This is a genomic window from Amycolatopsis sp. NPDC058278 (assembly GCF_042881395.1).
Lineage (GTDB): Bacteria > Actinomycetota > Actinomycetes > Mycobacteriales > Pseudonocardiaceae > Amycolatopsis.
Genome location: NZ_JBHVXZ010000031.1, coordinates 1 through 23,976, shown reverse-complemented (window position 1 = coordinate 23,976; position 23,976 = coordinate 1). Strand labels below are relative to the sequence as shown.

At 70.5% G+C, this 23,976-nt stretch carries 20 protein-coding genes and 1 tRNA gene; 6 read left to right on the top strand and 15 right to left on the bottom strand.

Annotation, left to right across the window (positions count from 1 at the left end; all coding sequences use genetic code 11):
- Nucleotides 1-6 precede the first annotated feature (6 nt).
- From ACFVYA_RS18325 to ACFVYA_RS18305, 5 genes are read left to right on the top strand one after another with little or no spacing between them, the layout of a single operon-like run.
- Complete coding sequence (locus ACFVYA_RS18325) at nucleotides 7-3,144, top strand: tubulin-like doman-containing protein (protein ID WP_387046341.1); 3,138 nt, start codon at nucleotides 7-9, stop codon at nucleotides 3,142-3,144.
- A complete protein-coding gene (locus ACFVYA_RS18320) occupies nucleotides 3,141-5,309 on the top strand; it encodes a hypothetical protein (protein WP_387046339.1) in 2,169 nt (722 codons plus the stop codon). Before ACFVYA_RS18325 ends, ACFVYA_RS18320 begins: the two co-directional genes overlap by 4 nt.
- A complete protein-coding gene (locus tag ACFVYA_RS18315) occupies nucleotides 5,306-6,253 on the top strand; it encodes a hypothetical protein (RefSeq protein ID WP_387046338.1) in 948 nt (315 codons plus the stop codon). Before ACFVYA_RS18320 ends, ACFVYA_RS18315 begins: the two co-directional genes overlap by 4 nt.
- Nucleotides 6,250-7,347 (top strand): hypothetical protein, encoded by a 1,098-nt coding sequence (locus ACFVYA_RS18310; RefSeq protein ID WP_387046336.1) that lies wholly within the window; start codon nucleotides 6,250-6,252, stop codon nucleotides 7,345-7,347. Before ACFVYA_RS18315 ends, ACFVYA_RS18310 begins: the two co-directional genes overlap by 4 nt.
- Nucleotides 7,344-8,558, top strand: a complete 1,215-nt coding sequence (locus tag ACFVYA_RS18305) for a hypothetical protein (RefSeq protein ID WP_387046334.1) — start codon at nucleotides 7,344-7,346, stop codon at nucleotides 8,556-8,558. Before ACFVYA_RS18310 ends, ACFVYA_RS18305 begins: the two co-directional genes overlap by 4 nt.
- Before the next feature lie 190 nt (nucleotides 8,559-8,748).
- Here ACFVYA_RS18305 and ACFVYA_RS18300 read toward each other — a convergent pair.
- The 4 genes from ACFVYA_RS18300 to ACFVYA_RS18285 all read right to left on the bottom strand — a co-directional run bounded on the left by ACFVYA_RS18300 (nucleotide 8,749) and on the right by ACFVYA_RS18285 (nucleotide 11,681).
- Nucleotides 8,749-8,825, bottom strand: a tRNA-Leu gene (locus ACFVYA_RS18300).
- Between the two features lie 97 nt (nucleotides 8,826-8,922).
- Nucleotides 8,923-10,257 (bottom strand): NAD(P)/FAD-dependent oxidoreductase, encoded by a 1,335-nt coding sequence (locus tag ACFVYA_RS18295; RefSeq protein ID WP_285986258.1) that lies wholly within the window; start codon nucleotides 10,255-10,257, stop codon nucleotides 8,923-8,925.
- 84 nt (nucleotides 10,258-10,341) lie between these two features.
- Nucleotides 10,342-11,025, bottom strand: coding sequence for a uracil-DNA glycosylase (locus ACFVYA_RS18290; RefSeq protein ID WP_387046332.1), 684 nt, complete (start codon nucleotides 11,023-11,025; stop codon nucleotides 10,342-10,344).
- Nucleotides 11,022-11,681 carry an endonuclease V gene (locus ACFVYA_RS18285; RefSeq protein ID WP_387046330.1) on the bottom strand — a complete coding sequence of 220 codons (660 nt, stop codon included), beginning with the start codon at nucleotides 11,679-11,681 and terminating at the stop codon, nucleotides 11,022-11,024. Before ACFVYA_RS18285 ends, ACFVYA_RS18290 begins: the two co-directional genes overlap by 4 nt.
- 48 nt (nucleotides 11,682-11,729) lie before the next feature.
- Here ACFVYA_RS18285 and ACFVYA_RS18280 point away from each other — a divergent pair, with 48 nt between their 5' ends.
- A complete protein-coding gene (locus tag ACFVYA_RS18280; RefSeq protein WP_387046329.1) occupies nucleotides 11,730-13,223 on the top strand; it encodes a S10 family peptidase in 1,494 nt (497 codons plus the stop codon).
- Here the strand turns inward: ACFVYA_RS18280 and ACFVYA_RS18275 are convergent.
- From ACFVYA_RS18275 to ACFVYA_RS18225, 11 genes are all read right to left on the bottom strand, one after another.
- On the bottom strand, nucleotides 13,201-13,983 hold the full coding sequence (locus ACFVYA_RS18275) for a hypothetical protein (protein ID WP_387046328.1): 783 nt from the start codon (nucleotides 13,981-13,983) through the stop codon (nucleotides 13,201-13,203). The two genes, ACFVYA_RS18280 and ACFVYA_RS18275, sit on opposite strands and share 23 nt — an antisense overlap.
- The gene (locus ACFVYA_RS18270) at nucleotides 13,983-14,765 is read right to left on the bottom strand and encodes a hypothetical protein (protein WP_387046327.1); all 783 of its coding nucleotides are present in this window, start codon (nucleotides 14,763-14,765) and stop codon (nucleotides 13,983-13,985) included. The genes ACFVYA_RS18275 and ACFVYA_RS18270 overlap by 1 nt, the downstream gene beginning before the upstream one ends.
- Nucleotides 14,762-15,610 carry a hypothetical protein gene (locus tag ACFVYA_RS18265; RefSeq protein WP_387046326.1) on the bottom strand — a complete coding sequence of 283 codons (849 nt, stop codon included), beginning with the start codon at nucleotides 15,608-15,610 and terminating at the stop codon, nucleotides 14,762-14,764. The genes ACFVYA_RS18270 and ACFVYA_RS18265 overlap by 4 nt, the downstream gene beginning before the upstream one ends.
- 41 nt (nucleotides 15,611-15,651) lie before the next feature.
- Nucleotides 15,652-16,452, bottom strand: a complete 801-nt coding sequence (locus ACFVYA_RS18260; protein WP_387046325.1) for a hypothetical protein — start codon at nucleotides 16,450-16,452, stop codon at nucleotides 15,652-15,654.
- Complete coding sequence (locus ACFVYA_RS18255) at nucleotides 16,449-17,207, bottom strand: hypothetical protein (protein WP_387046324.1); 759 nt, start codon at nucleotides 17,205-17,207, stop codon at nucleotides 16,449-16,451. Before ACFVYA_RS18255 ends, ACFVYA_RS18260 begins: the two co-directional genes overlap by 4 nt.
- 47 nt (nucleotides 17,208-17,254) lie before the next feature.
- Nucleotides 17,255-18,088, bottom strand: a complete 834-nt coding sequence (locus ACFVYA_RS18250) for a hypothetical protein (protein ID WP_387046322.1) — start codon at nucleotides 18,086-18,088, stop codon at nucleotides 17,255-17,257.
- Nucleotides 18,089-18,169: 81 nt separating this feature from the next.
- Nucleotides 18,170-19,870, bottom strand: coding sequence for a S8 family serine peptidase (locus ACFVYA_RS18245; RefSeq protein WP_387046408.1), 1,701 nt, complete (start codon nucleotides 19,868-19,870; stop codon nucleotides 18,170-18,172).
- A 102-nt stretch (nucleotides 19,871-19,972) separates the two neighbouring features.
- On the bottom strand, nucleotides 19,973-20,971 hold the full coding sequence (locus tag ACFVYA_RS18240; protein WP_387046321.1) for an ABC transporter ATP-binding protein: 999 nt from the start codon (nucleotides 20,969-20,971) through the stop codon (nucleotides 19,973-19,975).
- Nucleotides 20,964-21,959, bottom strand: a complete 996-nt coding sequence (locus ACFVYA_RS18235) for an ABC transporter ATP-binding protein (RefSeq protein WP_387046319.1) — start codon at nucleotides 21,957-21,959, stop codon at nucleotides 20,964-20,966. The genes ACFVYA_RS18240 and ACFVYA_RS18235 overlap by 8 nt, the downstream gene beginning before the upstream one ends.
- Before the next feature lie 6 nt (nucleotides 21,960-21,965).
- Nucleotides 21,966-22,919: an ABC transporter permease gene (locus tag ACFVYA_RS18230; RefSeq protein ID WP_285986270.1), complete on the bottom strand. Its 954-nt coding sequence runs from the start codon at nucleotides 22,917-22,919 to the stop codon at nucleotides 21,966-21,968.
- Nucleotides 22,912-23,841, bottom strand: a complete 930-nt coding sequence (locus ACFVYA_RS18225; protein WP_285986271.1) for an ABC transporter permease — start codon at nucleotides 23,839-23,841, stop codon at nucleotides 22,912-22,914. Before ACFVYA_RS18225 ends, ACFVYA_RS18230 begins: the two co-directional genes overlap by 8 nt.
- Nucleotides 23,842-23,976: the final 135 nt, after the last annotated feature.

The following is a 23,976-nucleotide window of genomic DNA, read 5'->3' as shown; positions in this document are numbered from 1 at the left end:
GGACCCATGCAGATCTACCAACCGATGTTGTTCGTAGGCCTCGGTGGCACCGGGTGCCGGATCGGCGCCGAGCTCGAACGCAAGCTGCGCGAAGAACTGTGCGGCCCGGACGGTTCCGCGCTGCGCGACCTGATGCCCGGGGAACAGATGCTGGGCTACCAGCTGCCGGGATGCCTGCAGTTCGTCTACGCCGATCTGGCGGAGGACGAGTTCGGTCACGTCGAGAACCGGGTGGTGCCCGACCGCATCCACCTGCCGGCCGCCGAACGGACGTACACGATGGTGCGGGAACTCGTGCCACCGTACGACACATACCCTGAGGTGGCGCGCAGCCTGCGGCTCAGCGCCGCGTCGGTCGTCGAAAGCTGGCTGCCGCCCGCCGAACACGAACCCCGCGTCGGCCCGCTGTCCAAGGGTGCGGGGCAGTTGCCGACGATCGGGCGCGCGGCGTTGTTCGAGACGTTCCGCACCGGGCTGGCTCCGGCGAAGTCATCACTGCACAAGGCGATCGGCCAGATCAACAACTCCGGCGGCCAGCTGTCGCGGCTGGGCGGCAAGCTGCGCGATTCGATCGACGTCTTCGTCGCCTTCTCGGTGGCGGGCGGCACCGGGTCGGGGTTGTTCTTCGACTACCTTCACCTGATCGGCGACGCGCTGGCCGAACAGAAGTACAAGGCCCGGATCTACCCGCTGGTGCTCATGCCGTCCGCGTTCGAGGACGGGCTCGGGGGCGGGCGGGCGGCGGAGCTCAACGCCGCCTGCTCGCTGCTCGACCTGTTCCGGCTGGTGGACGACCAGAACTCGCAGGTGGCGGGCACAGCGTTGGACCGGCACGGTATCAACGGGTCACTCGCCGTGCGCTACCCCGGCGGCAACGAAATCCGGCTGCGCGCGTCGACCGTGCAGACCGCGTTCCTGTTCAGCCTCACCGCCGGCATGCACCGCGACGACCTGCACCGGTCGGTGGTTTCGTTGCTGCTCTCCTTGATCGGCACCGATCTGCCCACCGACCCCGACGGCGTCCAGTACCTCGACCGGAACTTCCAGTCGTTCGCCGACAGTTTCATCAACAGCTCCAGCGAACGGGGGATCTCCGCGCCGACCGGGATCGGCAAACGCGGGGTGTCCACCAGTGCCGTGGCGTCGATGACCGTGCCGGCCGAGGATCTCGCCGACATCATCTCCTCCAAGTTGCTCGCGGACGCGATCGAGGAGATGTCCACGCCGAGCGGGATGGCCGGCGAGAACAACCGGGAGCTGATCACCCGGATGTTCCAGGACGCCAACATCGACCCGCTGCTGAACCGGGCACCGCTGCCGATCAACTCCCCGCCCGCGGTGGACGGCGGTGAGGAGATCCTGGCGATGCTGAACACCCGCAGACGCACGATGGAGTCGAGCATCCACGCGCTGGAACAGACGCTGCGCCAGGATGTCCCCGAGATGGCGAACCAGTTCGACCCATCCAGGGCCGTCGCCAAAATGGTCGGGGACACCGGGGTGTTCCGGCTCGGGCGCGTGCTGTTCGGCGACGCCGCGCTGACCGAACCGCTGAGCGGCAAGGGGTTCGTCAAGATCGTCGAGAGCAGGCGTGGTGAACCCGCTCCACCGCAGGGAATCACGCTCGGTGGCCCGTCACCGGAGGTCAAGAAGACCAAGTGGTGGAAGAAGATCCGCTTTTCCGACCCGGTCGTGCAGGAGTCGCTCAAGCGCCAGGACACCTGGTTCGCGTGGCGCGCGCAGCGAGCCTGGCACGCCGCGTGGAACGCGCAGGCACCGCGCTGGGAGCGCAAGGTGCGCACCGCCGAACGCGAGGTCTCGGCGTTGCTGGAGGCGTTCCGGGAGCACGCGCGCACCGAGGACGCGCGGTTCGCCAGGAGGGCCAAGGCGCTGTACGAACCACGGGTGGGCGTGTCCTACCTGCTTCCCCGCCAGGGCCAGCTCGCCTCGTTCTACAGCGCGGTCGTGCGCCGGTTGGTCGCGGTCTACGCCGAGCAGAGCCGGTTGCTGCCGACCGCGACCCCCGCCGATGTCGTCGACACGATCATCAGCCCACAGGGCTGGCAGGCCGCCTACGCCGAGTTCGCCGAGTTCGGCCTCCAGGACGGTCCCGAACGCGCCGTCGCCAAGCTCCGCGGGCTGATCAAGGCCGAAGTGCTGCGCCTGTTCCGCTACCGCGACGACGTCCACCAGCCCTTGCTCGCCGGCCTGCACGACCTGCTGGCCGCGGCCGCCGGGCGCAACAAGGGCACGGTGGGCACCGACGATCTCGCGCAGTTCCGCGAGAAGCTGGCCGGACTCGTGCCAGGCGGTTTTGCGCCGAGCGGAAGCGGCCGGCTGAAGATTCTCTTCTCCTACCCGTCACCGGCGGGCAAGCGCGACGCGGAACTCGAGAAGTTCCTGCGGCAGGAGGTGAACCTGCCGCGAGAAGCGGACTCCGTTCCGGAGTTCCGGCCGATCGACGCCGAGTCGATCGTCGTGGTGCTGTTCCGCTCCTCAATGGGGCTGACCGAGGTGCCCGAGGTGCAGAAGGTGCTGGTGAACTGGGCGGACGCGGTCGCCGAGGGGCGCAAGAACGACTTCCTGCCGTGGCGGCAGCGCACGGGGTACCGGTACGGGTACCTCGCCACCACCGCGGAAGACCGCGCCCGGATCCTGCACCACATCCTCTGCGCGGCGTGGAACGGCTTCCTCGAGGCGACCGGCGATCCGGAGTCGCCGGACTCGGTCCAGCTCTTCCTCGGCGACTCCGCCGTCAACATGCGGCTCGAACTCACGCCGTACTACCCGCTGTCGAGCTGGAGCAGCCTGATCAGCGCCTACGAACGCTGGGTCCTCGCCGACAGCGAACAGATCCGGCAGGACTTCTGCGATCGGCTGATGGAGACGAAACCGCTCGGCCTCGACGGCAAGCTGGTGGCGCCGGCGCCCGCTTTCCTCACCCTGGTGTCGTTGGCCCGGACCGAGGCCAAGGAGGCCGCCGAACTGCTCGCCGAGGGCCGGAGCTCGGGACGGCGGCGACTCGAGTCCATCCAGGAGTTCTGGACCAGTACCTTCGAAGCGGCACTGAAACTGAAGTTCACCGGCAGTGAGGACGCCCACCAGGACAACCTCGGGGAGCTGTACCAGTGGGTGACCCGGTGACACCCGCTGTGCAGGTGCTCGACATCCGCGATAGTGGTCCCGACATGTCCTATCTGGACAAGCTGGACCCGGCCAGTGCCCATCGGCTCGGCCTTCCGGGCCGGATCGTGGTCGTCGATACGACGGGGAACCTCCTCGTGAACCACGATCGCTACCAACGGCTGCTTTCGCTCCCGCACGTGCGCGCGGTCGTCTGCGTGGCGGTGGGGCCGATCGACGACGGCGCGCGCGGGATCTCGCTGCGCCAGTCCGCTGCCTTCCGGTTCGGGGGTGTCACGCTGTGGGTCGGTGATGAACGCGGCAGCCGCTGGGCGGGCGGCAGTGCGCGACCGGAGCCGGTTCTCGACGGCCCGGACGTCCTTCCCGACCTCATCGCCGCGCTGAGCGACGGAGAGGTCTTCGACGAGGTCTACGAGATCGTCCGGCAGGTCCCTTATCAGACGGCGTGCCCGGGACTGGACATCGTGCGGCCACCGCTGGACGATGACGATCTTCTGCTGGCCCGGCGCGAAGTGCTGGAGGCCTTGGCGGAGCACAGCGTTCCCGGTCTGCCGCCACCGGCAGCCCCCCTCCCGCCTCGCGCCGGCGCCCGGCTCGACCCGGCGCTCGACGTCGTCGTTCCCGGCTCGCCGCTGGGCAAGGATCGGCAGGCGCTGCGGCAGGCGGTGGAGTCGGCCGTGACCGCGGCGAAAGCCGTGGCCCGGCCGTCCGGGCTGGTCCGCACCGGCGCCGGCGCGGACACCACCCGGATCCACACCGCGTTCGACACCAGGCTCGCGCGGATCGACGAGATGCTGACCCTGATGGACGGCCGGCAGACGGGTCACAACGAAGCAGAGCTGGCCCGGCTGGGCGTACCCGCGGCCGACCCGGCGAACCACCGCCGGCTCGCGGGGCAGCTGCGCGAGCTGGTGCGGACCGAGCTCGCCCGAGGTCGTTCCCTGCAGGACTTGAGCGCGAACCTGCGTGCGCTCGCCAACCGGAACATGGCACCGGACCACCAGAAGTTCCGCGGTGAGCTCGCGTCGCTGCGCCGCCACCTCGCTCCCGCGCGAATCCGGTTGCGCCGTTCGGACTGGCTCGCGCCCGCGGCGGTTCTGGCCGTGCTGACCGCCCTCTGCGCAGGTGTGGTGACCTTCCTGTCGTCGTGGCCGGGCGGTGCGGTGGTGGCCCTGGCCGGGCTGCTGCTGTCGGCCGGGTTCGCGGGCCGCGCCTCTGGGCTGCCGCCTCGCGCGTCCCTGATTGTCCTCATCGGAACGGCGGCGGCCGCGGCGGCCGGCATCTACGCGGGGACGTTGCCGTCGCGGGCAGGCGCCGGCTCGCCGGCCGGGCTGCTCAGTGTCGCCGCCGCGCTGGTCGTTCTCGCCGCGGGGGCGTCGGCGGCTTGGCATCACACGGGGGCGAAGTGGCTGGCCGAGCTGCGGCTCGAGGAGACCCGGCAGGCCGTGGAACGCGTCGAGGCACTGGTGGAGGGCAAGGTGGCCGAGCACGTCCGCGGTGTGGCGCACCGGCGGCGGCTGGCCGATGCAGCACTCGCGCTGGCCGCGGACACCAGCAAGCTCGCGGGGTTGTACCGCGCGCGGGCGAGGTCGCAACCGGCCGCCCGCGGCAGCTCCCCGTCCGACGTCCTGCCGGATGTGGTGCCGGTGCTGCGCGAAGACCTGATCTCGCTGGTCCTCCACGCCCTCGAGGACCACCTCGCCGCCGTCGGCTCCGAAGCCACGCTGACCGCCGCGCCGGAGAACGTAGTGACGACCGCCGAGCGCAGGCTCTCCGACTACGAGAAGTTCCTGGACACCCACGGCATCCACCGCACACCCCCCGTGGTCGACAACAACGGTGCGCGCGAGCAGCTCAGCCTGGGCTTCTGGCAACGCTCGGACGCCGCGGCCCGGGTCCTGCGCACCGACGGGCGAACCGAGTTCGTCCAGCTCTGCCGGATCGGGGACATCCGCGCGCTCGACATCGCCTGGCGCAGCATCCGGGTGCTCCGGTTCGCGCCGGAAACGGCACGGCGTGCGCTACGCGTCGCCGGCGACGTCTCGGTGCTCACCACCGCGTCGGAGGTCGTCGGGGCGTTGCGGCTGGTCCCGCTGGGTGCCGGCCGCGTCGTGCACGAAAGTCCGGAGGCCGCCACGGACGAAGGGGACGGATCGCTGTCATGAGCGGAACGACCGAGGCCGACTCGTTGTCCGGGTGCGACCTCGATGGGAGGCCCAGCCGGTGGAAGTTGATCAACCGGGAGGAGATCCACCTGCCGGGCTCGCGCTTGCGCACCTGCCGGGTCCAGACCACCGACGGTGCGACGCTCGTGCTCCGGAGCCCGTACGCCGCCGGTGACGAAAACTCGAGGATGCTACTGGACAACGAGATCCGTGCGCTGGCGCGGCTCACCCGCGCCTTCCCGGACCGGCGGCCGCGGCCGTTCCCGGCGTTGGCGGGCTATGCGATGGACACGCTCGAGCCGTGGGCTCTGTTCCACGACTACCTCGGCGTCCCGGCCCGAGAGGTGACCGACCGGCTGCTCGGCGCCGATCAGCGGGATTTCATGGTCAACGTGTTCGACGCCCTCGCACACCTGTCGCTGGTCGAAGTCGTGCACGGGCAGCTCAGCCTCGACAGCATCCGGCTCGACGGTGACCGGATCCAGCTCGTGCTGTTCGAGGACGCCGCGCTGGTCGGCGAACCCGACCGGCGGCGCGGTGGCCGGGTCACTCCGGAGACCGACGCGCGCGCGGCAGGCTGCCTGCTCTACGAGGCGTTCACCGGGACCCGGCCGGCCGGCCGGCCGGACCTGGCCGAAATACCGCTGCTCGCCTCGCGGCTCGGCGATCTCTTCACGGCGTCCGGGCCCGTCCCCGAAGCCACGGAGGTGCTGCGACGTCTCGGCCGGGAGGACTTCCCACGCATCGAAGGGGTGGACGAACTCGAAGCCGGGCGGGCCGCCTTCGACGTGGCGCGGGAACGCAAACGGCCCAAGCCCCAGCCGGTCCCGGCACCGCCGGCGCCGCCGCGCCGCAGCTCACGCGTGGTCGTCACGCTGCTGTCCACGGCCGCCCTGCTCCTGGTCGCCGTCGTCTGGCTCGTCCTGATCGGAGTGTCCGCGTGAACCCTCTCGCCGACCGCGTCATCACGTGCCCGACGTGCCTGGACACGTTCGGCTGGAACGACACCGAACTGCTCCAGTACTCGGTTGAAGAAGGCCGTTACAGCGCGGCGGTCTGGCCCGACGACGGAAACCCCGACAAGGTCGCCGACGCACGCAGCCGCTGGTACGTCCGGTGCCCGAACCCATCGCAGGACAGCCCGAACCACTACTTGCCCGCGACCTACGTCGACTACGACGACCCATTGGTGATCGCGCTGGTGGGACGTCCGTTGTCGGGCAAGACGCACCTGGTCGTCGCCATGATCCGCGCGCTGCTCGCGGGCAGCGAGGTGGGCACGACCGAGCTGAGCGCGAAGGCGCTGGACTACTACCAGCACGTCACGTTCAAGCGGAAGTTCCTCGACACCTTCGAAGCAGGCAAGAAGCTGCCCGCGACGATCAACGAGTCGGGCTCGCACCTCGCCTGGCTGGCGGTGGAGAGCGGAGGCGTCAAGCGGCCGATCGTCTTCTTCGACGTGGCGGGCGAGGACTTTGCGAAGGCGGGTGAAAACGGGCGGCACACGCGGTTCCTCGTGGCTGCCGGAGCGGTGCTGTTCGTCGAGGACGCACCGCACGTGCTGCGCAGCTTCGCGGAATCACGCGACCTCCAGCGCGATCTTTCCCTGTCGAGTCCGTTCGGGGCCGGTGCGACCAACGAGTTCGTCCAGGAGGCGGTCCAGCGCCTCCCCAACGGCGGCCGGCACCTCCCCGCGGTGGTCGCCTTGACGAAGTCGGACCGTCTGCGCTACCTGGCCCCGGCCGACCGGTGGCTCCGCCACGACCCCGGCGGCCGGGTCGACCCCGCGGATCTGGTCGCCGAAAGCCGCGACGTCTACGCGCTGCTGCACCGCGCGAACGCGGCGTCCCTGACCAAGCTGTACCGCGATTTCCGTAGTTGCACGATGCACTTCGTTTCGGCGACCGGCGGCGCGGTGGGCGAAGACAACCAGTACCGCTCGGGCATCCGGCCCACGCGCGTGATGGTGCCACTGTTGTCGCTGCTGGCGATGGCCGGCGTGATCCCGATGACCCGGACCGAGGGAGCACGCAGATGAGGGACACGCGTCCGGTGGAACAAATCCTGTTCGGGCTCACCACGCAGGGCGGAATCGGGATCACGAAGGCGTCGAACGGGCTCAGCACGTATCAGCGACAGCGGTGGGACCACCGGCTCGACAAGTACAACCGGCTCAACCCGACGATCGAGGCGAACGGAGCTTGGCTGCCGCCGAAGGCGTTTTCCTACTTCGAATTCGACAACGGCGACGCCGCCGTGCTCACCCGGTTCGACAACGACCCGGACGGGCGCAACAGCTCGCACGCGCTGGTCGGCCCCGCGGAGGTGCTGGCGCAGCACGCGATGTTCCTCTCGCACTGGGACGGCTGGCGGATGAACGCGCACGAGCCGCTGTGCATCGGGGACCCTGGCGTCTGGGACGCGCTGCACGACAGCTGGCTGGACGAGGCGGACGAGGCCGTGCGCCTCGATCCCGGCACCCTCGAGCTGCTGCTGGAGACGGTGCTGTCGGAAGAATCGCCGTACGTCACGATCTTCGGCCACCGGGACCCGCTCCCGTTCCTGACGATCGCACGAGAGATCCTCGATCCGGTCGTCTCGACACCCGGTGAACGATTCGAGTGGACGTTTTCCACGTACGAAGATTCGGACACCCGGCCCGAGGCATCTCCGGACAAGGAAGGGGCACCGCGGTTCTGGTGCGTGCTGCGGCTGCCTGAGTCCGGGGAAACCACGCGACGGCGGATCGGCACCGGCCGTGAACCCGCGGCGAGCTCCTTTTCGCCGTTGGCGAGAAAGCTGGTCGATCGCTACCTGGCGGCGCCGACGGCATATCACGAGGACGTGCTCGCCGAGCTGAGCGAAGTCCGCTGGCGCCGGCAGCGGCTGGCACACCTGACCCATGCCGTTCAGGCGCCGGTTCAGGCACCACCCGTCGCCATCCGGGAGACCGGACGGCTACCACAACCCAGCACGTCCCTTCCCCACGATCCGCAGCTCGCGACCGAACCCGGCGTCCGAACTCAACCGCTCGCAGCACCCAGGAGCCACCACCCCGGCGAACGAGAACAAGAAGTCGCGCGCCGGTTGCAGAGCCTGGAGTGGCGCATCCGTCGGCAAAGCCTGTTGCTGGTGGTGGCAGTGGCAATCAGCGTCTTGATGGCGCTGCTGACCTTCATCTTCTGGCCAAGCTCGTCGACGGTCCAGGTTCCGGGCCCGACGGTCACTGTCCCGGCGACGACGCCGTAGGGACAGGACCGAGCGACTTCCGCTCCGCGAGCCTCGATCGGAGTGTTCCCACGGACATGCTTCCGCGGCACCGGCCTCGGACCCGTCGATGCGGACGACCGACCTGGGCCGGCGTCGCGGAGAGGTCGTACGTCGCCTCGATGACCAGCGTGCCGGTCAGGTCGGGCTGTTCGGATGATGATGGTCTGCGTGGTGCCCCCGACGGGACTCGAACCCGCACTGAATCGATTTTAAGTCGACTGCCTCTGCCGGTTGGGCTACGGGGGCATCGCACACTCTAGGCGATGACCTCACTCCACCAGCGGGTCCTCCCGAACGGCGAAAGCCCCCGGCCACGAGGACCGGGGGCTTCGACGGGAAGACGTCAGGACTTCGAGATGCGCGCGAACTCGTCCTTCGGGTTGTTGATCTGCCCGAGCGAGATCACCTCGCGGCGGAACAAGCCGCCCAGGATCCAGTCGAACAGGATGCGGATGCGGCGGTTCCACGTCGGCATTGCCTTGAGGTGGTATGCGCGGTGGAACAGCCAGGCCGGGAAGCCCTTGATCTTCAGGTTCAGCGCGTCCGCGACGCCCTTGTGGAGGCCGAGGCTCGCCACCGCGCCCAGGTTCTTGTGGTAGTAGTCCTTCGGCTTGCCGCCGCGGAGGACCTTGATGATGTTCTTCGCCAGGAGGCGGGCCTGGCGGACCGCGTGCTGGGCGTTCGGCGGGCAGGTCGCCGTCGGGTCCTCTTCCGTGCGCGAGAGGTCCGGGATCGCCGCGTTGTCGCCGGCGGTCCAGACGTCGGGGTGGCCGACGACCTGCATCGCGGCGGTCGCCTCGAGGCGGCCGCGCTTGTCGACCGGCAGGTCCGACTGGCCGACCACCGGGTTGGCCTTCACGCCCGCGGTCCAGATGATCGTGTCGGTGTCGAACTCCGTGCCGTCCGAGAGCACGACGTGGCCGTTTTCGAACGACTTCGCCGCTGTCGACAGGTAGACCTCGATGCCGCGCTTCTCCAGCTGCTCGACCGTGTACACGCCGAGGGTCTCGCGGACCTCGGGGAGGATGCGGCCGGCCGCCTCGACGAGCACCCAGCGGATGTCGGAGGTCTTGATGTTCGGGTAGTAGTTCTCCACCGCGAACCGGGTCATGTCCTCGAGCTCGGCCAGCGCCTCGATGCCGGCGAACCCGCCGCCGACCACCGTGAACGTCAGCAGGCGCTTGCGCAGCTCGGGGTCGAGCGTGCTGGCCGCCTCGTCGAGCTTGGTCATGATGTGGTTGCGCAGGTAGATCGCCTCGCCGATGGTCTTGAAGGCGATGCCTTCCTCGACCAGGCCCGGGATCGGGAGGATGCGCGCCACGGCGCCGAGCGCGACGACCAGGATGTCGTAGCCGAGCTGCTCGATGTGGCCGTCGGCCGCCTCGACCGTGACGGACTTCTTCTCGTTCTCGATCTTGGTGACGCGCGCGGTCAGCACGTGGCAGCGCTTGAGCACCCGCCGCAGCGGCACGACCACGTGCCGGGGCTCGATCGCGCCGGCCGCGGCCTCCGGGAGGAACGGCGCGTAGGTCATGTGGGGCTGCGGGTCAACGACGGTCACGGAGGCCTCGTTGGCCCGGAGCATCTTCTGGAGGCCGTACGCCGTGTAGAGCCCGACGTACCCACCACCGAGGACGAGGATCCGAGTCGGTTCCGACTTCGACTTCGCAGCAGCCATGTCCTCATGGTGACACCTTCGCCGCGACCTCGCTCGGGGGCCCCATCCGGCTGTGACCAGCGTCGCTGCGGTTTCCGTAACGATTCAGTCGTGCCCTGTCACCGAGGTCGCGGCCCGGAAGACGTCGGCCACCATGGCGTGGGTCACGCGGTGTGTCTGGACATTGCGCGGTGAGACGTGATAACAGCCGAAAAGCCGCAGGTCGCCCAGCTCCACGACGGCCCCGTGCGCGAACGCCGGCCGCGGCTGCGGCACCGGCCAGCCGGTCGCCTCCAGCACGGGCAGTAACGCCTGCCAGCCGAACGCGCCGAGCACCACGATCGCCCGCAGTGTCGGACGTAACAGCGCCAGCTCCTCCGCCAGCCACGGGCGGCAGGTGTCCCGCTCGGCCGGCGTCGGCTTGTTCTCCGGCGGCGCGCACCGCACGGGCGAAACGAGCCGGGTGCCGTACAGCCGGAGGCCGTCGCCGATCGCCGTCGACGTCGGCTGCGAGGCGAGCTCGACCTCGTGCAGGACCCGGAACAGGAAATCACCCGATGGATCGCCGGTGAACATCCGGCCGGTGCGGTTCGCGCCGTGCGCCGAGGGCGCCAGGCCGACGACGGCGAGCGACGCGTCCGGCGGCCCGAAGCCCGGCACCGGGCGCGCCCAGTACTCCTCGCCGCGGAAGGCCGCTTTGGTGCCCGCGACGCCCTCGCGCCAGGCCACCAGCCGCGGGCACGCGCGGCAGCCGGCCACCGCGGCGTCCAGCTCGGGCAGCGACCTCATCGCAGCGCCGCCCGGGACAGCCGGTCGGCGTGCCGCGTGGTCTCGGGCAGCCGGTAGCGGGGGGTCAACGCCAGCGTCAGCCGGCAGGCGTGGGCCAGGCCGATCCGGTGGCCGGCCGAGACGTACACCGGTTTGACGCCGTCCTGGGTCCGCAGCACCGCGCCGACCTCCTCCCCGGCGTCGACCAGCGGCTCCGAAGACCCGCGCACGTGAGCCGGCGTGCCGTGCGAGCCGACGAACCGGGTCTTGCCGACGCCGAACGCGGGCAGCCCGGTCAGCACGCCGAGGTGGCAGGCCAGGCCGAAGCGCCGGGGGTGCGCGAGGCCGTGGCCGTCGCAGACCAGGACATCGGGCGTGCGCTCCAGCCGCTCGAGGGCGGCCAGCAGTGGCGGCAGCTCGCGGAAGGCGAACAAGCCCGGTTCGTACGGGAAGACGGCCTTCGCGCGGTGGGTCCGTTCCTCGACCACGGTGAGCCCGGCGGTCTCGAGGGTGACGACCGCCGCGGCGATGCCGCCGATGTCGTCGTAGGCGACGTCGAGACCGGTGACCGTCGGCGGCAGCTCGGGGCAGTCGTCGGTGCGTTCGACCCGGCCGCGAAGCCGGTCCTGCACGGCGAGCGCTTCTTCGATCGTCGCCGGCCAGTCCTCGGTGTGCACCAGGTCACCCTGCCACAGACGCCCGTTCCCGCCGACTAAGTTGGGTCCATGGCGGACAGCACCCCCGAAGAGGCCCCCGAGCCGAAGGCCGCGGAGACGACCGAGCTCCCGGCCGAGCCGACCGACGACGTCGTCACGACCCAGCACACCTTGACCGTGAAGCGGAAGAAGCTCGCGTACACGGCGAAGGCGGGGCGGGTCGTCCTCCGCAAGGAGGTCGTCAAGGACGGCAAGTCCGAGGGCGTCAAGGCGAAGGCGGAGGTGTTCATCACCTCCTACACCCTCGACGACGCCGACCCGGGGTCGCGGCCGGTGACGTTCGCGTTCAACGGCGGCCCCGGCTCGTCGAGCATCTGGCTGCACATGGGCCTGCTGGGGCCGCGCCGGGTGCTCTCGGGCGACGTCGACGACCTGATGCCGCCGCCGTACGGGCTGGCCGACAACCCCGAGACGCTGCTGGTGCACAGCGACCTGGTGTTCATCGACCCGGTGTCGACCGGCTACTCGCGCGCGTCCGAAGGCGGCGAGACGAAGGACTTCCACGGCTTCAAGGGCGACATCGAGTCGGTCGGCGAGATCATCCGGCTGTGGGTGTCACGCCACCAGCGCTGGCTGTCGCCGAAGTTCCTGGCCGGCGAGTCGTACGGCACGCTGCGCGCCGCCGGGCTGGCCGCGCACCTGCAGGACCGGCACGGGCTGTACCTGAACGGGCTGCTGCTCATCTCGTCGGTGCTCGACCTGGGCACGCTGCAGTTCACGGAGGGCAACGACCTCCCGTACTCGCTGTACGTGCCGACGTACGCGGCGATCGCGCACTACCACGGCCTGCACGGCGAGCGCCCGCTCGACGACGTCCTCGCCGACGCCGAGGACTTCGCGGCCAAGGACCTGCCGTGGGCGCTGGCCCGCGGCGCCCGGCTGTCCACTCAGGACCGGACGGAGGCGGTGGCCACGCTGGCGTCGCTGACCGGGCTGGCCGAGTCCTATGTGGACCGGGTGAACCTGCGGATCGAGCACGTCCGGTTCTTCACGGAGCTGCTGCGCGACCGCGGCCGGACGGTCGGCCGGATGGACGGCCGGTTCACGACGTGGGAGCCGGACGGCGGCCGCGAGCACATGAGCGACGACCCGTCGATCTCCCGCGTGATCGGCGCGTACGCGGCGGCGTTCAACCACTACGTGCGGGCCGAGCTCGGGTACGCCAACGACCTGCCGTACGAGCTCATCAGCGAGGACACGTTCAAGGCGTGGTCGTACTCGGACTTCGAGGGCCGTTCGGTGTCGGTGGTGGACTCGCTGAGCGCGGCGATGCGCGCGAACCCGCACCTGAAGGTGCACGTGGCCTTCGGCCACTACGACGGCGCGACGCCGTACTACGCGGCCGAGCACGTGCTGGCCCACCTGCAGATCCCGGAGGAACTGCGCGAGAACATCGACACGGCGTACTACCCGGCGGGCCACATGATGTACATCCACGAGCCGACCCGGGTGCAGCAGTCGAAGGACCTGGCGAAGTTCGTCAAGAAGGCGTCGAACCGCTGAATCCCGGCGCCGGCAGCGGATCGCCGTAGTGGCCGGGTGGCAGGGGACGGCGGCTCCGGACGTACGCCACCAGCTCCATCGCCACCACCACTGCGGCGTACGCGGCCAGCCACAGCCCGTACCCCGACGGCAGCCGGTTTCCGAGGGCGACGTCCAGGATCGGCGGGACCGCCGCCAGTGCCGGTGCCGCCGTGTGGATGTTCTCCGCGAGCAGCGCTCGGTACACCGCCGCCGACGGCTCGTCGACCGCGAGCACCGGCGCCCGCAGGTAGCCGGCCATGATGGAGCTGCTGCACACCGCGCTCAGGACCAGCAGACCCAGCCAGCTCAAGGCGTAAGTCCGCGCCGGAGTGGCGAAGTACAGGACGAGGGCCAGCGCCGCGCCGCCGCCGTAGGCCAGCGCGGCGGCGGCGATGAACCAGCCGCCGGGTCGTTCGTGCGCCGCGCCGCGCCACGGACGGATCTGCTTCGCGAGCGCGCGCTGCCGGGACCGGACGCTCAGCCACATCGTCAGCTGGATGGCGAAACAGGCGAAGTACGCCGGCGTGCTCACGGTTGCGCCGGGCCCGAAGAGCGAGTGGTAGCCGATCGCTCCGAACAGCGCCGGGACGCCGAACAGCAGGAGCCACGGCAGGGCGCGGCGGATGGTGACGTTGCGCGTGGCCAGCAGCGCGTCGAGGAACGGCGTCGGCGCCGCCACCGGCCGGCCGCGGCCCGCCAGCCACCGCAGAATCATGGTGCGCTCGGCTTTCGTGCTCATCAGGCCTCCCCGTAGTGGCCGTCCGCGGGCAGCGCGGGACGACGGTGCCGCTGGGTGAACCACCCGGCGACGTGCGTGGCCACCGCGAGCACGACGTAGCCGATGAACCACGGCTCGCCCGGCCGGTCTTCGTACACCACTTCGCCCAGCAGCGGGATCGCGAACGCCGACGGCACCAGGAGGTGGACGTCCTCGAGCCGCGTCACGACGTCGACCGCCAGCGATCCTTCGTCCTCGGCGAGGACCGGCCGCGTGAGGATGCCGGTCAGGACCACGGCGTCCGCCACCGCGCCGAAGGCGAGCAGGCCGAGCCAGAACACCGCCCAGAGCGAACCACCGGCCGCCATCGTGACGGCGAGCGTCGCGCCGCCGCCGAAGGTGACCAGCAGCGAGGTCAGGTACCAGCCGTTCAGCACGCTGAGCCCGGACGGAGGCGGCCGGTGCAGCCGCCGATCCCCGAGCCAGGCCGCCGCCCGCCGGTCGCCCGCCCGGATGTGCAGCCACATCGTGAGGATCATCCCGACCACGATGAAGAAGACGGACCCGGCTTTCGGCAGGTCGGCGCCCTCCACACCGGGCAGGAGGCGCAGGAACACGTAGCCGAAGGCGCAGGCGGCGACCACCACGCTGAGGACGAAGACCGCGGCGAAGGCGTCCGGCGACCGCCGCCCGGCGCGGACGCTCAACCGGTAGGTCAGCAGCGTGGCCGGCTCGGCGACCCGGACACCGCGCTTCTCGAGCCACTTGGCCGCCGCCTGCTCGTCCTTCGTCACCGCGATCACCGGGACGCCTCCGGTGACCGGCCGGCCACGGCCCGGGCCGGCCGCGGGACGCCGTAGCCGCCGCCCCGGAGCACCGGGCGCCGCCGCAGGTCGAAGACGCCGCCGACGACCTGCAGGGCGATCGCGAGGACCGCGTAACCGATGAGCCACGGCGCGAACCCGGGTGGCTGGCGGTGGGTGGTGATCAGGTCGACCAGCACCGGCACCGAACAGCATGAAGGGAACGCGATGTACAGGTCCTCGCGCCGCAGCACAGCGTCGACGGCAGCGGACGGCTCGTCCTCCGCGATCACCGGGCGGCGGACGACTCCGGTCGTGACCACCGCGAACACGACCGCGCCGAGTGCGAGCAGGCCCAGCCAGCTCCAGGCGTAGGTCCGGTACGGCGTCGCCACGAACATCGTGACCCCGAGCGCGGCGCCGCCGCCGAACGTGACCGCGGCCGACGCGAGGTACCAGCCTCCCAGCGTCTCCCGCCAGGACGGCCGCGGCCGGGTGAGCATGCGGTCGCCGAGCAGCTCCACGGCCTGCCGGTCCCGCCACCAAGTCGGGTACCACAAGGCCAGCTGCATCCCGGTGCCCAGGAAGTAGGCGACCTTGCTCTCGGTCATCTCCACACCGCGTACCCCGGGCAGGTACTGCAGGCACTGGTAGGCCACGGCGCCCGCGACCGCCGCCACGACGATCCCCACCTGCAGGACCACCAGCGGCCGGGAGCGCGCGGTGGGGCGGACCCCCAGCCGCACGGTGAGCAACCACGTCGGAACGCCCACCCGCACCCCGTGCTTTCCCAGCCACGCCGCCGCCTGCACGACCTCGCCGCGGCTCGGTACTCGTTCACCCACGGAGCTCGCCGGGCAGCCTCGGGTTCACCGGCAGGGCGGGTTCACGCACGTCCACGGACTTCTCCCCCGGTTTCCGTGAGCACGGCCCGTAGCCGCCGCCACTGGATGACACCCACGACTACCTGCGTCGCCACCGCGAGCACGGCGTAGCCGACGAGCCACGGCCGCCACTCCGGCGGCTGTGCGTGGCCGACCAGCGGATCGACCAGCGTGGGAACGGCGTAGATCCCGGGCATCGCCATGAGCAGGTCCTGCAGCCGCAGAGCGGTGTCCACCGCCCGGGATGTCGCGTCCTCCGCGATGACGGGACGCCGGAAGACGTCGGTCACCATCGCGGCCGTGACCGCCGCGCCCAGGAGCAGCAGCAGGAGCCAGCTGCCCGCGAACGTGCGGAACGGCGTCGTGGCGAAGATCGTCACGGCGAGCGCGGCGCCGCCGCCGAAGGTGATCAGCGGCACGGCGAGGAACCAGCCGGGCACCTCGGTACGCGGCGGGCCGTCGAGCGTCCCGAACCGTGCCAGCGCTTGGCGGTCGCGGACCTGCGCCGGAAGCCAGTATCCGAGGTGCTGGGCGATGATGATGAAGAAGACGTACGAACTGTCCGTCAGTTCCCCGCCGCGGACACCGGGCAGGAAAGCCAGGCTCGCGAACCCGATCGTGACGGCCGCGTACCCCAGGACGGCCACGCCGATCCACCGCCACGACCCGGGCGGCCGGGCGCCGGCGCGGAAGCCGAGCCGCAGGGACAGCAGGTCGGTCAGCGTCGGCACGTCGACGCCGTGCTTGACCAGCCAGCGGCCGGCCGCCGCGCGCTCGGCGTCCGTCGGCGCCGGGGCGATCACGGGGTCACCGTCCCGTAGTGGCCGCGCGGCAGGCTTTGGCGCCGGGCCTCCCTCGCAGCACCGACGTGGACCGCCACCACCAGGACGAAGTACCCGACCGCGGGCACGAACCGCGCCGGGGCCCACGGCCAGCTGGTGGACAGGTCGATCCAAGCGGCGAACGTGAACAAGAACGGCACCGCGAACGCTCGGGCGTCGTAGGCCCGCAAGGCCGCGTCGACCGCCGACGAGGCCTCGTCCTCGGCGATCACCGGGGCGCGCAGGGCCCGGCCGAGCACCGGCGCCACGCTCGCGGCGCCGATCACCAGTGCGGCCGCCCAGCCCGCCGGGTTGGCCGCGAACCCCGCGCAGAGGACCACGCCGCCGCCGAACGTCGTCGCCACCGCGGCGAGGTACCACCGGCCCACCTGCCCGGCCGCCACCCGGAGCGACGGCCGGGCGCCCGCGGGAACCAGCCGGGCGGCGGTGCGGTCGGCCTGGCACACCCGGCGCCACTGCAGCAGTGGATAGGCGGTGCAGAGCACGCTGAGCACCAGGAACCGCGCGAGCACCGGAACCGGCGGGAACAAGGCGACCATCCAGACCACGGAGGAAAGCACGCTGTAGGCCTGGTAGGACCGTGTGGCCAGCACCCGGGACCCGACCCGCACCGCCAGCAGCGGCGTCGGCTCGTCCACCACCACGCCGTGGCCGGCCAGCCACGCCCGCGCCGCCTGTCTCTCGGCGAGCGTCGTCCACGCTGCTTCCACCACCATCGGACCTCCCCCTGTCCCGTCCTACACGCGCCAAGGCCCGGAATGGTTTACCGGCCGTAGTAGCCGGGCGGCAGCCGGCGGTACCGGTGGCGGAGCAGCAGCCAGCCGGTCAGCTCCAACGCGGCCACCACCGCCGAGTAAGCCCACGCGGCCCACTCGAGCAGGGCAGGCGGCTCCCAGGCCACCATGAGCACCGGCACCGCGAACAGGGCGTAAAACGTGCACAAGGCGTAGCGGTGGGCGTCCTCGGCTCGCAGCGCTTCGTCGACCAGCCGGGATGCCTCGTCTTCCGCGATCACCGGCGAGCGGAGGGCCTTGCCGAGCACCAGCGCGGTCGCGCCGGCGCCGACGGCCAGTGCGATCGTGGACAGCGCTATGTCGACCGAGGGCGGGTACCAGTAGTCCCCGAACCGCGGTGCGGTCAGGAACGTCGCCGCGCACAACACCGCCCCGCCGGCGAAGGTCACGGCCACCGTCGCCAGGTACCACCAGCCGACCTGCCGGGCCGCCACGCGCAGCGGCAGCGGGGGTCCGGCCGCGGTGAGGCGCTCGGCGAGCCGCTCGCGGCGTTGCATCCGCCCCCAGCGCAGCACCTGCACAAGGGCGAAGAGCACAGCGAGGACCGCTCCCCGGCCCGGCAGGTCCACGCCGGCGGTGAAGGCCGGGAAGGAAGCGCCCACGACCGCGGCGATGACGGCTTGCTCAGGTCGTTCGCGGACCCCGAAGCCGCGCGCGCCGATGCGCAGCGCGAGCAGCCGCGTCGGCAACCACACCCGTACCCCACGGCGGGCCAGCCACAGCCGCGTGCTGCCGACCTCGAGCAGGGTCGGCTCGCCGGGCAGTCTCGGGTCCACCGGCAACGCCGGTTCACGCACGATCAACGGAATCCCCCCAGTCCCGTCGTAAACGCGGACCGCCCCCGGAAGGTTGGCGTCCCGGGGCGGGGCGGTGCGGAAATTCCCTTACTTCAGGTACTGCGACCCGCGCGTCACCGCCGCGTAGGCGTCGACCGCGCCGTGGCCGTAGAAGCCGTTGAACGACGGGTCACCCTCGCAGGTGGCCGTGTACGTCGCGTCGCGGTTCTCCTTCAGGTAGTCCACCGTGCGCGGCACCGGGCAGGCGATCTTCGCCGCCGTGCCCTCGAGGACGCGCTGGACCTTGTCGGGGTCCAGACCGAACTCGCCGTGCGACTTCTTGCCGTACTGGGAAATGATGAGCGCCGCGACGCCGGTGGCGTGCGGGGCGGCCATCGACGTTCCCTGCAGCCACTGGTAGTAGCCCACGCGGCCGTCGGGCGCGGTCGCCTTCTTGACGCCCGCGGTCAGGCCGGCTTCGGTGATGTTGCCGTCCGCGTCGATGTTGCCTTCGGCGATGCCGACGTTCTTCGGGTACGTCGAGAGGATTTGGTTCTCCACCGTGCGGTACCACGGCGTGCCGAAGCCGTCGCGGAAGAAGCCGCCCGGGGCCGACACCGAGATCTGCTCGAGGCCGTAGTTCGAGTAGTCCGCCTTCTTCTGCGACGGCCCGAACGAGCTCACGCCGATGGTGTGGTTGCCCTCGACCGGCAGGTTGAGGCAGCTCGAGTTGTCCACCGTGCGCGGGTGCGTGCCGTTCGCCGGGTAGTCGGGGCTCGTGGTGTCCGGCTGCGGCGCGCCCAGGTCGGTGTGCTGGTTGCCCAGCGCGACCACCATCGTGACGCCCTTGCGGTGCGCGTAGTTCAGCGCGCGCTGGGTCGCCTCGATGATCGTGCGCTGCTCGGCCTGCTCGGCGGCCGAATCGGCCGGGTTCGCCGTGCAGTTGTACAGCCACGGGTCCGTGTAGAACGACATGTTGACCACGTCGATGCCGGCGTCGCCGGCGTAGGTCAGCGCGTCGACCGTCGGCTGCAGGAAGAAGAAGCCCGAGTCCTGGCCGGCGCGGATGTTCACCAGCGTCACGTTCGGTGCGACACCGGAGACGCCGAAGCCGTTGGCCGCGGCGGCAATGGTGCCCGCGACGTGCGTGCCGTGGCCGCCGTCGTCGTGGTTGGCCGGGTCGACGCAGCCGCGGAACTCGCACGGCCCGTCGACTTCGGCGCCGTTGACGTCGGTCGGGATGTCGCGGGTGAAGTTGCGCGAGTCGGCCTCGTCGAAGTTCGGCGCGATGTCCGGGTGCGTGCCGTCGATGCCGGTGTCGATGACGCCGACCTTGACCTGCTTGCTGCCCGGCTGCTTGGTGCGCGCGAGGTCCGAGCGGACGGACTTGAGGCCCCAGAGCTGGTCGTCCAGCGGGTCCATCCCGACGGCATTTGCGGCTGTGACATTTTTCTTCGAAGAAGCAGCGCCGCGGCCTTCCTTCTCGACGCCGGCGTCACCCTTGGTCTTCTTGCCCATCTTCGGCACCGAGCCGATGGACTGGGCCTTGGCCGCACCGAACACCGCGCGGTTCGTGGCCACGCGCTCGGTGAAGCCGGTGGCCGGCGCGCTGGCCCTGATCAGGCCGACCGCGGTGTTGGTCTCCAGTACCGTGCCGCCCGCGGCCTTGATCGCCTGCTGGGCGCTGCCGATGCTCTGGACGTCCTTGGCGAGCACGGTGAATTCGGTCGCCGGGCCGGACAGCGCGGGCTGCGCCGACGCGGTGGGAACCGCGACGGCCGAGAGCGCCCCGAACAGCGGGACGGCCATGGCCGCGGCGAAAAGCCTGGGTCTCTTCACGATTCTCCTCCTCGGAAAGCGGTTCCTGCACCGTATAGACCGGACAATGCGTGTACAACGGCCAAACGTACGTTATGGAACAACCGACTTCTGCTCCGCGAAGTGACAAGCTGACAAGTGCCCGTCGGTCCGGGGCACCAGTTCCGGCACCTCGGACGCGCACCTGTCCTCGGCCTTCCAGCACCGCGTGCGGAACCGGCACCCGGACGGGGGATCCAGGGGACTCGGCACGTCGCCGGTCAGCCGGATCACCTGGCGGCGCCCGCGCACGGCCGGGTCCGCCACCGGTACCGCGGACAGCAGCGCCTGGGTGTACGGGTGGGACGGCCGTTCGTAGATCTCCTCGTCGGTGCCGAGCTCGACGATCTTGCCGAGGTACATCACCGCGACCCGGTTCGACAGGTGCCGCACCACCGAAAGGTCGTGCGCGATGAAGACGTACGACAGGCCGAACTCGCCCTGCAGGTCACCGAGCAGGTTCATCACCTGCGCCTGGATCGAGACGTCCAAAGCGGACACCGGCTCGTCGCAGATGATCACCTTCGGCCGCAGCGCGAGCGCCCGCGCGATGCCGATGCGCTGGCGCTGGCCGCCGGAGAACTGGTGCGGGTAGCGGTTGAGGTGCTCGGGGTTGAGCCCGACGACCTCCAGCAGTTCCCGCACCTTGCCCGCCCGCGATCCCTTGGGTGCGACGTCGGAATGGATTTCGAACGGCTCGCCGACGATGTCGCCGACCGTCATCCGCGGGTTGAGCGAGGTGTACGGGTCCTGCAGCACGATCTGGATTTCGCGCCGCAGCTTCCGCAGCTCGGACCCGCGCATCGCGAACATGTCGCGGCCCTCGAACCGCGCGGTGCCGCCGGTCGGTTCCTCCAGGCGCATCAGGACCTGGGCGAGCGTCGACTTGCCGCAGCCGGACTCGCCGACGACGCCGAGCGTCTCGCCCGGCATCAGGTCGAACGAGACGCCGTCGACCGCCTTGACCTGGCCGATCGTGCGCTTGAAGAGGATGCCGGTGCGGACCGGGAAGTACTTCCGGAGGTCCTGGACGGACAGGATCGGATCAGGCACGGGAGCTCACCACCTCTTCGGCGAAGTGGCACGCGCTCGTCCGGCCGAAACCGATCGCGTGCTGCGGCGGGACGTCGACGCTGCACCTGGCCTCGGCGCGCTTGCACCGCGGGTGGAACGGGCAGCCCGAGGGGATGTCCAGCAGGCTGGGCGGCAGGCCCTTGATGGTTTCCAGCGTCTGTCCTTTGAGGTCGAGCCGGGGCAGGGAGTCCATCAGCGCGGCGGTGTAGGGGTGGGCCGGCGCGCGGAACAGCTCGCCGACGTCGGCCTGCTCGACGATCCGGCCCGCGTACATCACCGCGATCCGGTCGGCGACCTCGGCGACCACCCCGAGGTCGTGGGTGATCAGCACCAGACCCATCTTGCGCTCGGCCTGGATTTCCCCCAGGAGGTCCATGATCTGGGCCTGGACGGTGACGTCGAGGGCGGTGGTCGGCTCGTCGGCGATGAGCAGGTCCGGGTCGAGGGCCAGCGACATCGCGATCATCGCGCGCTGGCGCATGCCGCCGGAGAACTGGTGCGGGTAGTCCTTCATCCGACGTTCCGCGGCGGGGATGCGGACGGTGTCGAGCAGTTCGATCGCGCGCTTCCGGGCATCCTTTTTGGACATCCCGAGCCGGACGCGCAGCTGTTCCTCGATCTGAAAGCCCACGGTGAACACCGGGTTCAGCGCGGAAAGGGCGTCCTGGAAGATCATCGCGATCTCGCTGCCGCGGACTTCACGACGGCGTTCGTCGGACGCGGTCAGCAGGTCCTCGCCGCGCCAGCGCACGGCACCGCCGGTGATCACCCCGGGTGGCGTGTCGAGGATCCCCATCACCGTCTGCGCCGTGACGCTCTTCCCGGAACCGGACTCGCCGAGCACGGCCAGGGTTTCCCCGGCGTGCACGGAGTAGCTGACGCCGTTGAGCACGTTCGCCACGCCGTCGGACGTCCGGAACTCGACGCGCAGATCTTCCACCTCGAGCAGGAGTTCGTTGTCGGACAAGGAGATCTACCTCGACTTCGGATCGAGCGCGGTGCGGATGCCGTCGCCGAGCATCACGAAGGCCAGCACGGTCAGGGTGACGAAGGCGCCGGGGAACAGCAACATGTGCGGGTCGTTCTGGAAGTAGTCCTTCGAGTCGGAGATCAGCACGCCCCACGAAACCACCGGCGCGCGCACGCCGATGCCGAGGAAGGCGAGCGTCGCTTCGGCACCGATGAACGCGCCGAGCGCGATGGTGGCGTACACCAGCACCGGCGCGATCGTGTTCGGCAGCAGGTGCCGGAAGATGATCCGCGGGGTGCTGGCGCCGAGGCCGCGCGCGGCCTTGACGTAGTCGAGCTGCTTGGCCACCAGCGTCGCCGACCGCATGATGCGCATGGCCACCGGCCAGCTCAGCACGGCGATCGAGCACACCACCTGGACGATGATCGTGACAGCGCCGGGGTTCGAGCCCGGTGCGTTGAACGTCGTCAGGATGACGATCGCGCCGAGGATGAACGGCAGGCCCGCGAAGATGTCGCCGAAGCGGGAAAGCAAGCTGTCGACGAACCTCCCGTAGTAGCCGGCGAGGATGCCGACGAGCGAGCCGAAGAGGACGGTCAGCAGCGTGGAGAACACGCCGACCAGCACCGAGGCCCGCGTGCCGTAGATCGTGCGGGCGTAGACGTCGGCGCCCTGGTTGTCGTAGCCGAACCAGGCGTCCGCGGACGGCCCTTCGTTGGCGTGGGACAGGTCGCTGAACCCGGCGTCCCGCGAGCTGAACAGGCCGGGGGCGATCGCGAGCAGCACGATGAACAGGATGATCACCGCCGAGGCGATGACCGCGGGCTTGCGCCGCAGCTGTTGCCAGGCGTCGCTCCACAGGCTGCGGGCTTTCTGCGGGCTGGTGGCGGAGTCGTCGACGCGGGACAGCTCGGCCGCGTCGGCGCCGCCGCCACCCACCAGGTTCGGGTCAGTCATAGCGGATCCTCGGGTCGAGAACGGCGTAGAGCAGGTCGACGAGCAGGCTCATCAGCAGGTACACCAGCACCAGCAGGACGACCACGCCGACGACGGTCGCACTCTCCCGGTCCTGGATGCCGCGGAAGATCAGCCTGCCCAGACCGTTGATGTTGAACACGCCTTCGGTGACGATCGCGCCGCCCATCAGGGCGCCGAGGTCGGTGCCGAGGAACGTGAGCACCGGGATCACCGAGTTGCGGAGCAGGTGGACGCCGACGACCCGGCTCTGGGGCAGCCCCTTCGCGATCGCCGTCCGCACGTAGTCGGCGCGGCGGTTCTCGGCGATGCTGCTTCTCGACAGCCGGGCGACGTAGGCCATCGACAAGCTGCCGAGCGCGATGCCGGGCACGATCAGCTCGCCGACGCTCGGATCCTCCGACACGCTGGCCTCGATCCAGCCGAGACCGTTGCCGCCCAGCGCGAGCTGCAGCACGATCGCCGTGACGAACACCGGCAGCGAGATCAGGAACGTCGTCGACACCAGCACCAGGTTGTCGAGGAAACCCTTGCCGCGCAGGCCGGTCAGCACGCCGGCGGTGAGGCCGATGACGGCTTCGATGGCGACGGCGATCACGGCCAGCCGCAGCGTGATCGGGTACGACGTCGCGATCAGCTCGCCGACGGAGGTGCCGTTGAAGGTTTCGCCCCAGTCACCGGTGAAGAGGCTCCCGAGGTACTTGAAGTACTGGACGAAGATGTTGTCGTTCAGGTGGTACTTCTCGGTCATCTGGGCGACGTAGGCCGCCGGGCACGCGGCCTGGCCGCACTTGCCGGAGAACGGGTCGCCGGGCAGCGCCCAGACCAGGACGTAGATCAGGAACGTGGTGCCGAAGAACACCGGGATCAGCTGGAGCAGCCGTCGCAGGACATAGCGGATCATGACGAGTTCCTAGTGCGCGCCGGGCCGGGGTGGTGGGGGGGGGGGGGGGGGGGCGCCAGGCGGGCCCCAACCAGCGGGGGGGGGGGGTTGGGGGGAGGGGGGCACACCAAAAATAGTTAGAGCGGAGGGTGGCAG

Coding starts and splice junctions, on each gene's coding strand:
- ACFVYA_RS18325 (WP_387046341.1), top strand. CDS start 7: ATGCAGATCTACCAACCGATGTTGTTCGTAGGCCTCGGTGGCACCGGG.
- ACFVYA_RS18280 (WP_387046329.1), top strand. CDS start 11,730: ATGGCGGACAGCACCCCCGAAGAGGCCCCCGAGCCGAAGGCCGCGGAG.
- ACFVYA_RS18275 (WP_387046328.1), bottom strand. CDS start 13,983: ATGAGCACGAAAGCCGAGCGCACCATGATTCTGCGGTGGCTGGCGGGC.
- ACFVYA_RS18315 (WP_387046338.1), top strand. CDS start 5,306: ATGAGCGGAACGACCGAGGCCGACTCGTTGTCCGGGTGCGACCTCGAT.
- ACFVYA_RS18230 (WP_285986270.1), bottom strand. CDS start 22,919: ATGACTGACCCGAACCTGGTGGGTGGCGGCGGCGCCGACGCGGCCGAG.
- ACFVYA_RS18255 (WP_387046324.1), bottom strand. CDS start 17,207: ATGGTGGTGGAAGCAGCGTGGACGACGCTCGCCGAGAGACAGGCGGCG.
- ACFVYA_RS18245 (WP_387046408.1), bottom strand. CDS start 19,870: ATGGCCGTCCCGCTGTTCGGGGCGCTCTCGGCCGTCGCGGTTCCCACC.
- ACFVYA_RS18295 (WP_285986258.1), bottom strand. CDS start 10,257: ATGGCTGCTGCGAAGTCGAAGTCGGAACCGACTCGGATCCTCGTCCTC.
- ACFVYA_RS18225 (WP_285986271.1), bottom strand. CDS start 23,841: ATGATCCGCTATGTCCTGCGACGGCTGCTCCAGCTGATCCCGGTGTTC.
- ACFVYA_RS18305 (WP_387046334.1), top strand. CDS start 7,344: ATGAGGGACACGCGTCCGGTGGAACAAATCCTGTTCGGGCTCACCACG.
- ACFVYA_RS18290 (WP_387046332.1), bottom strand. CDS start 11,025: ATGAGGTCGCTGCCCGAGCTGGACGCCGCGGTGGCCGGCTGCCGCGCG.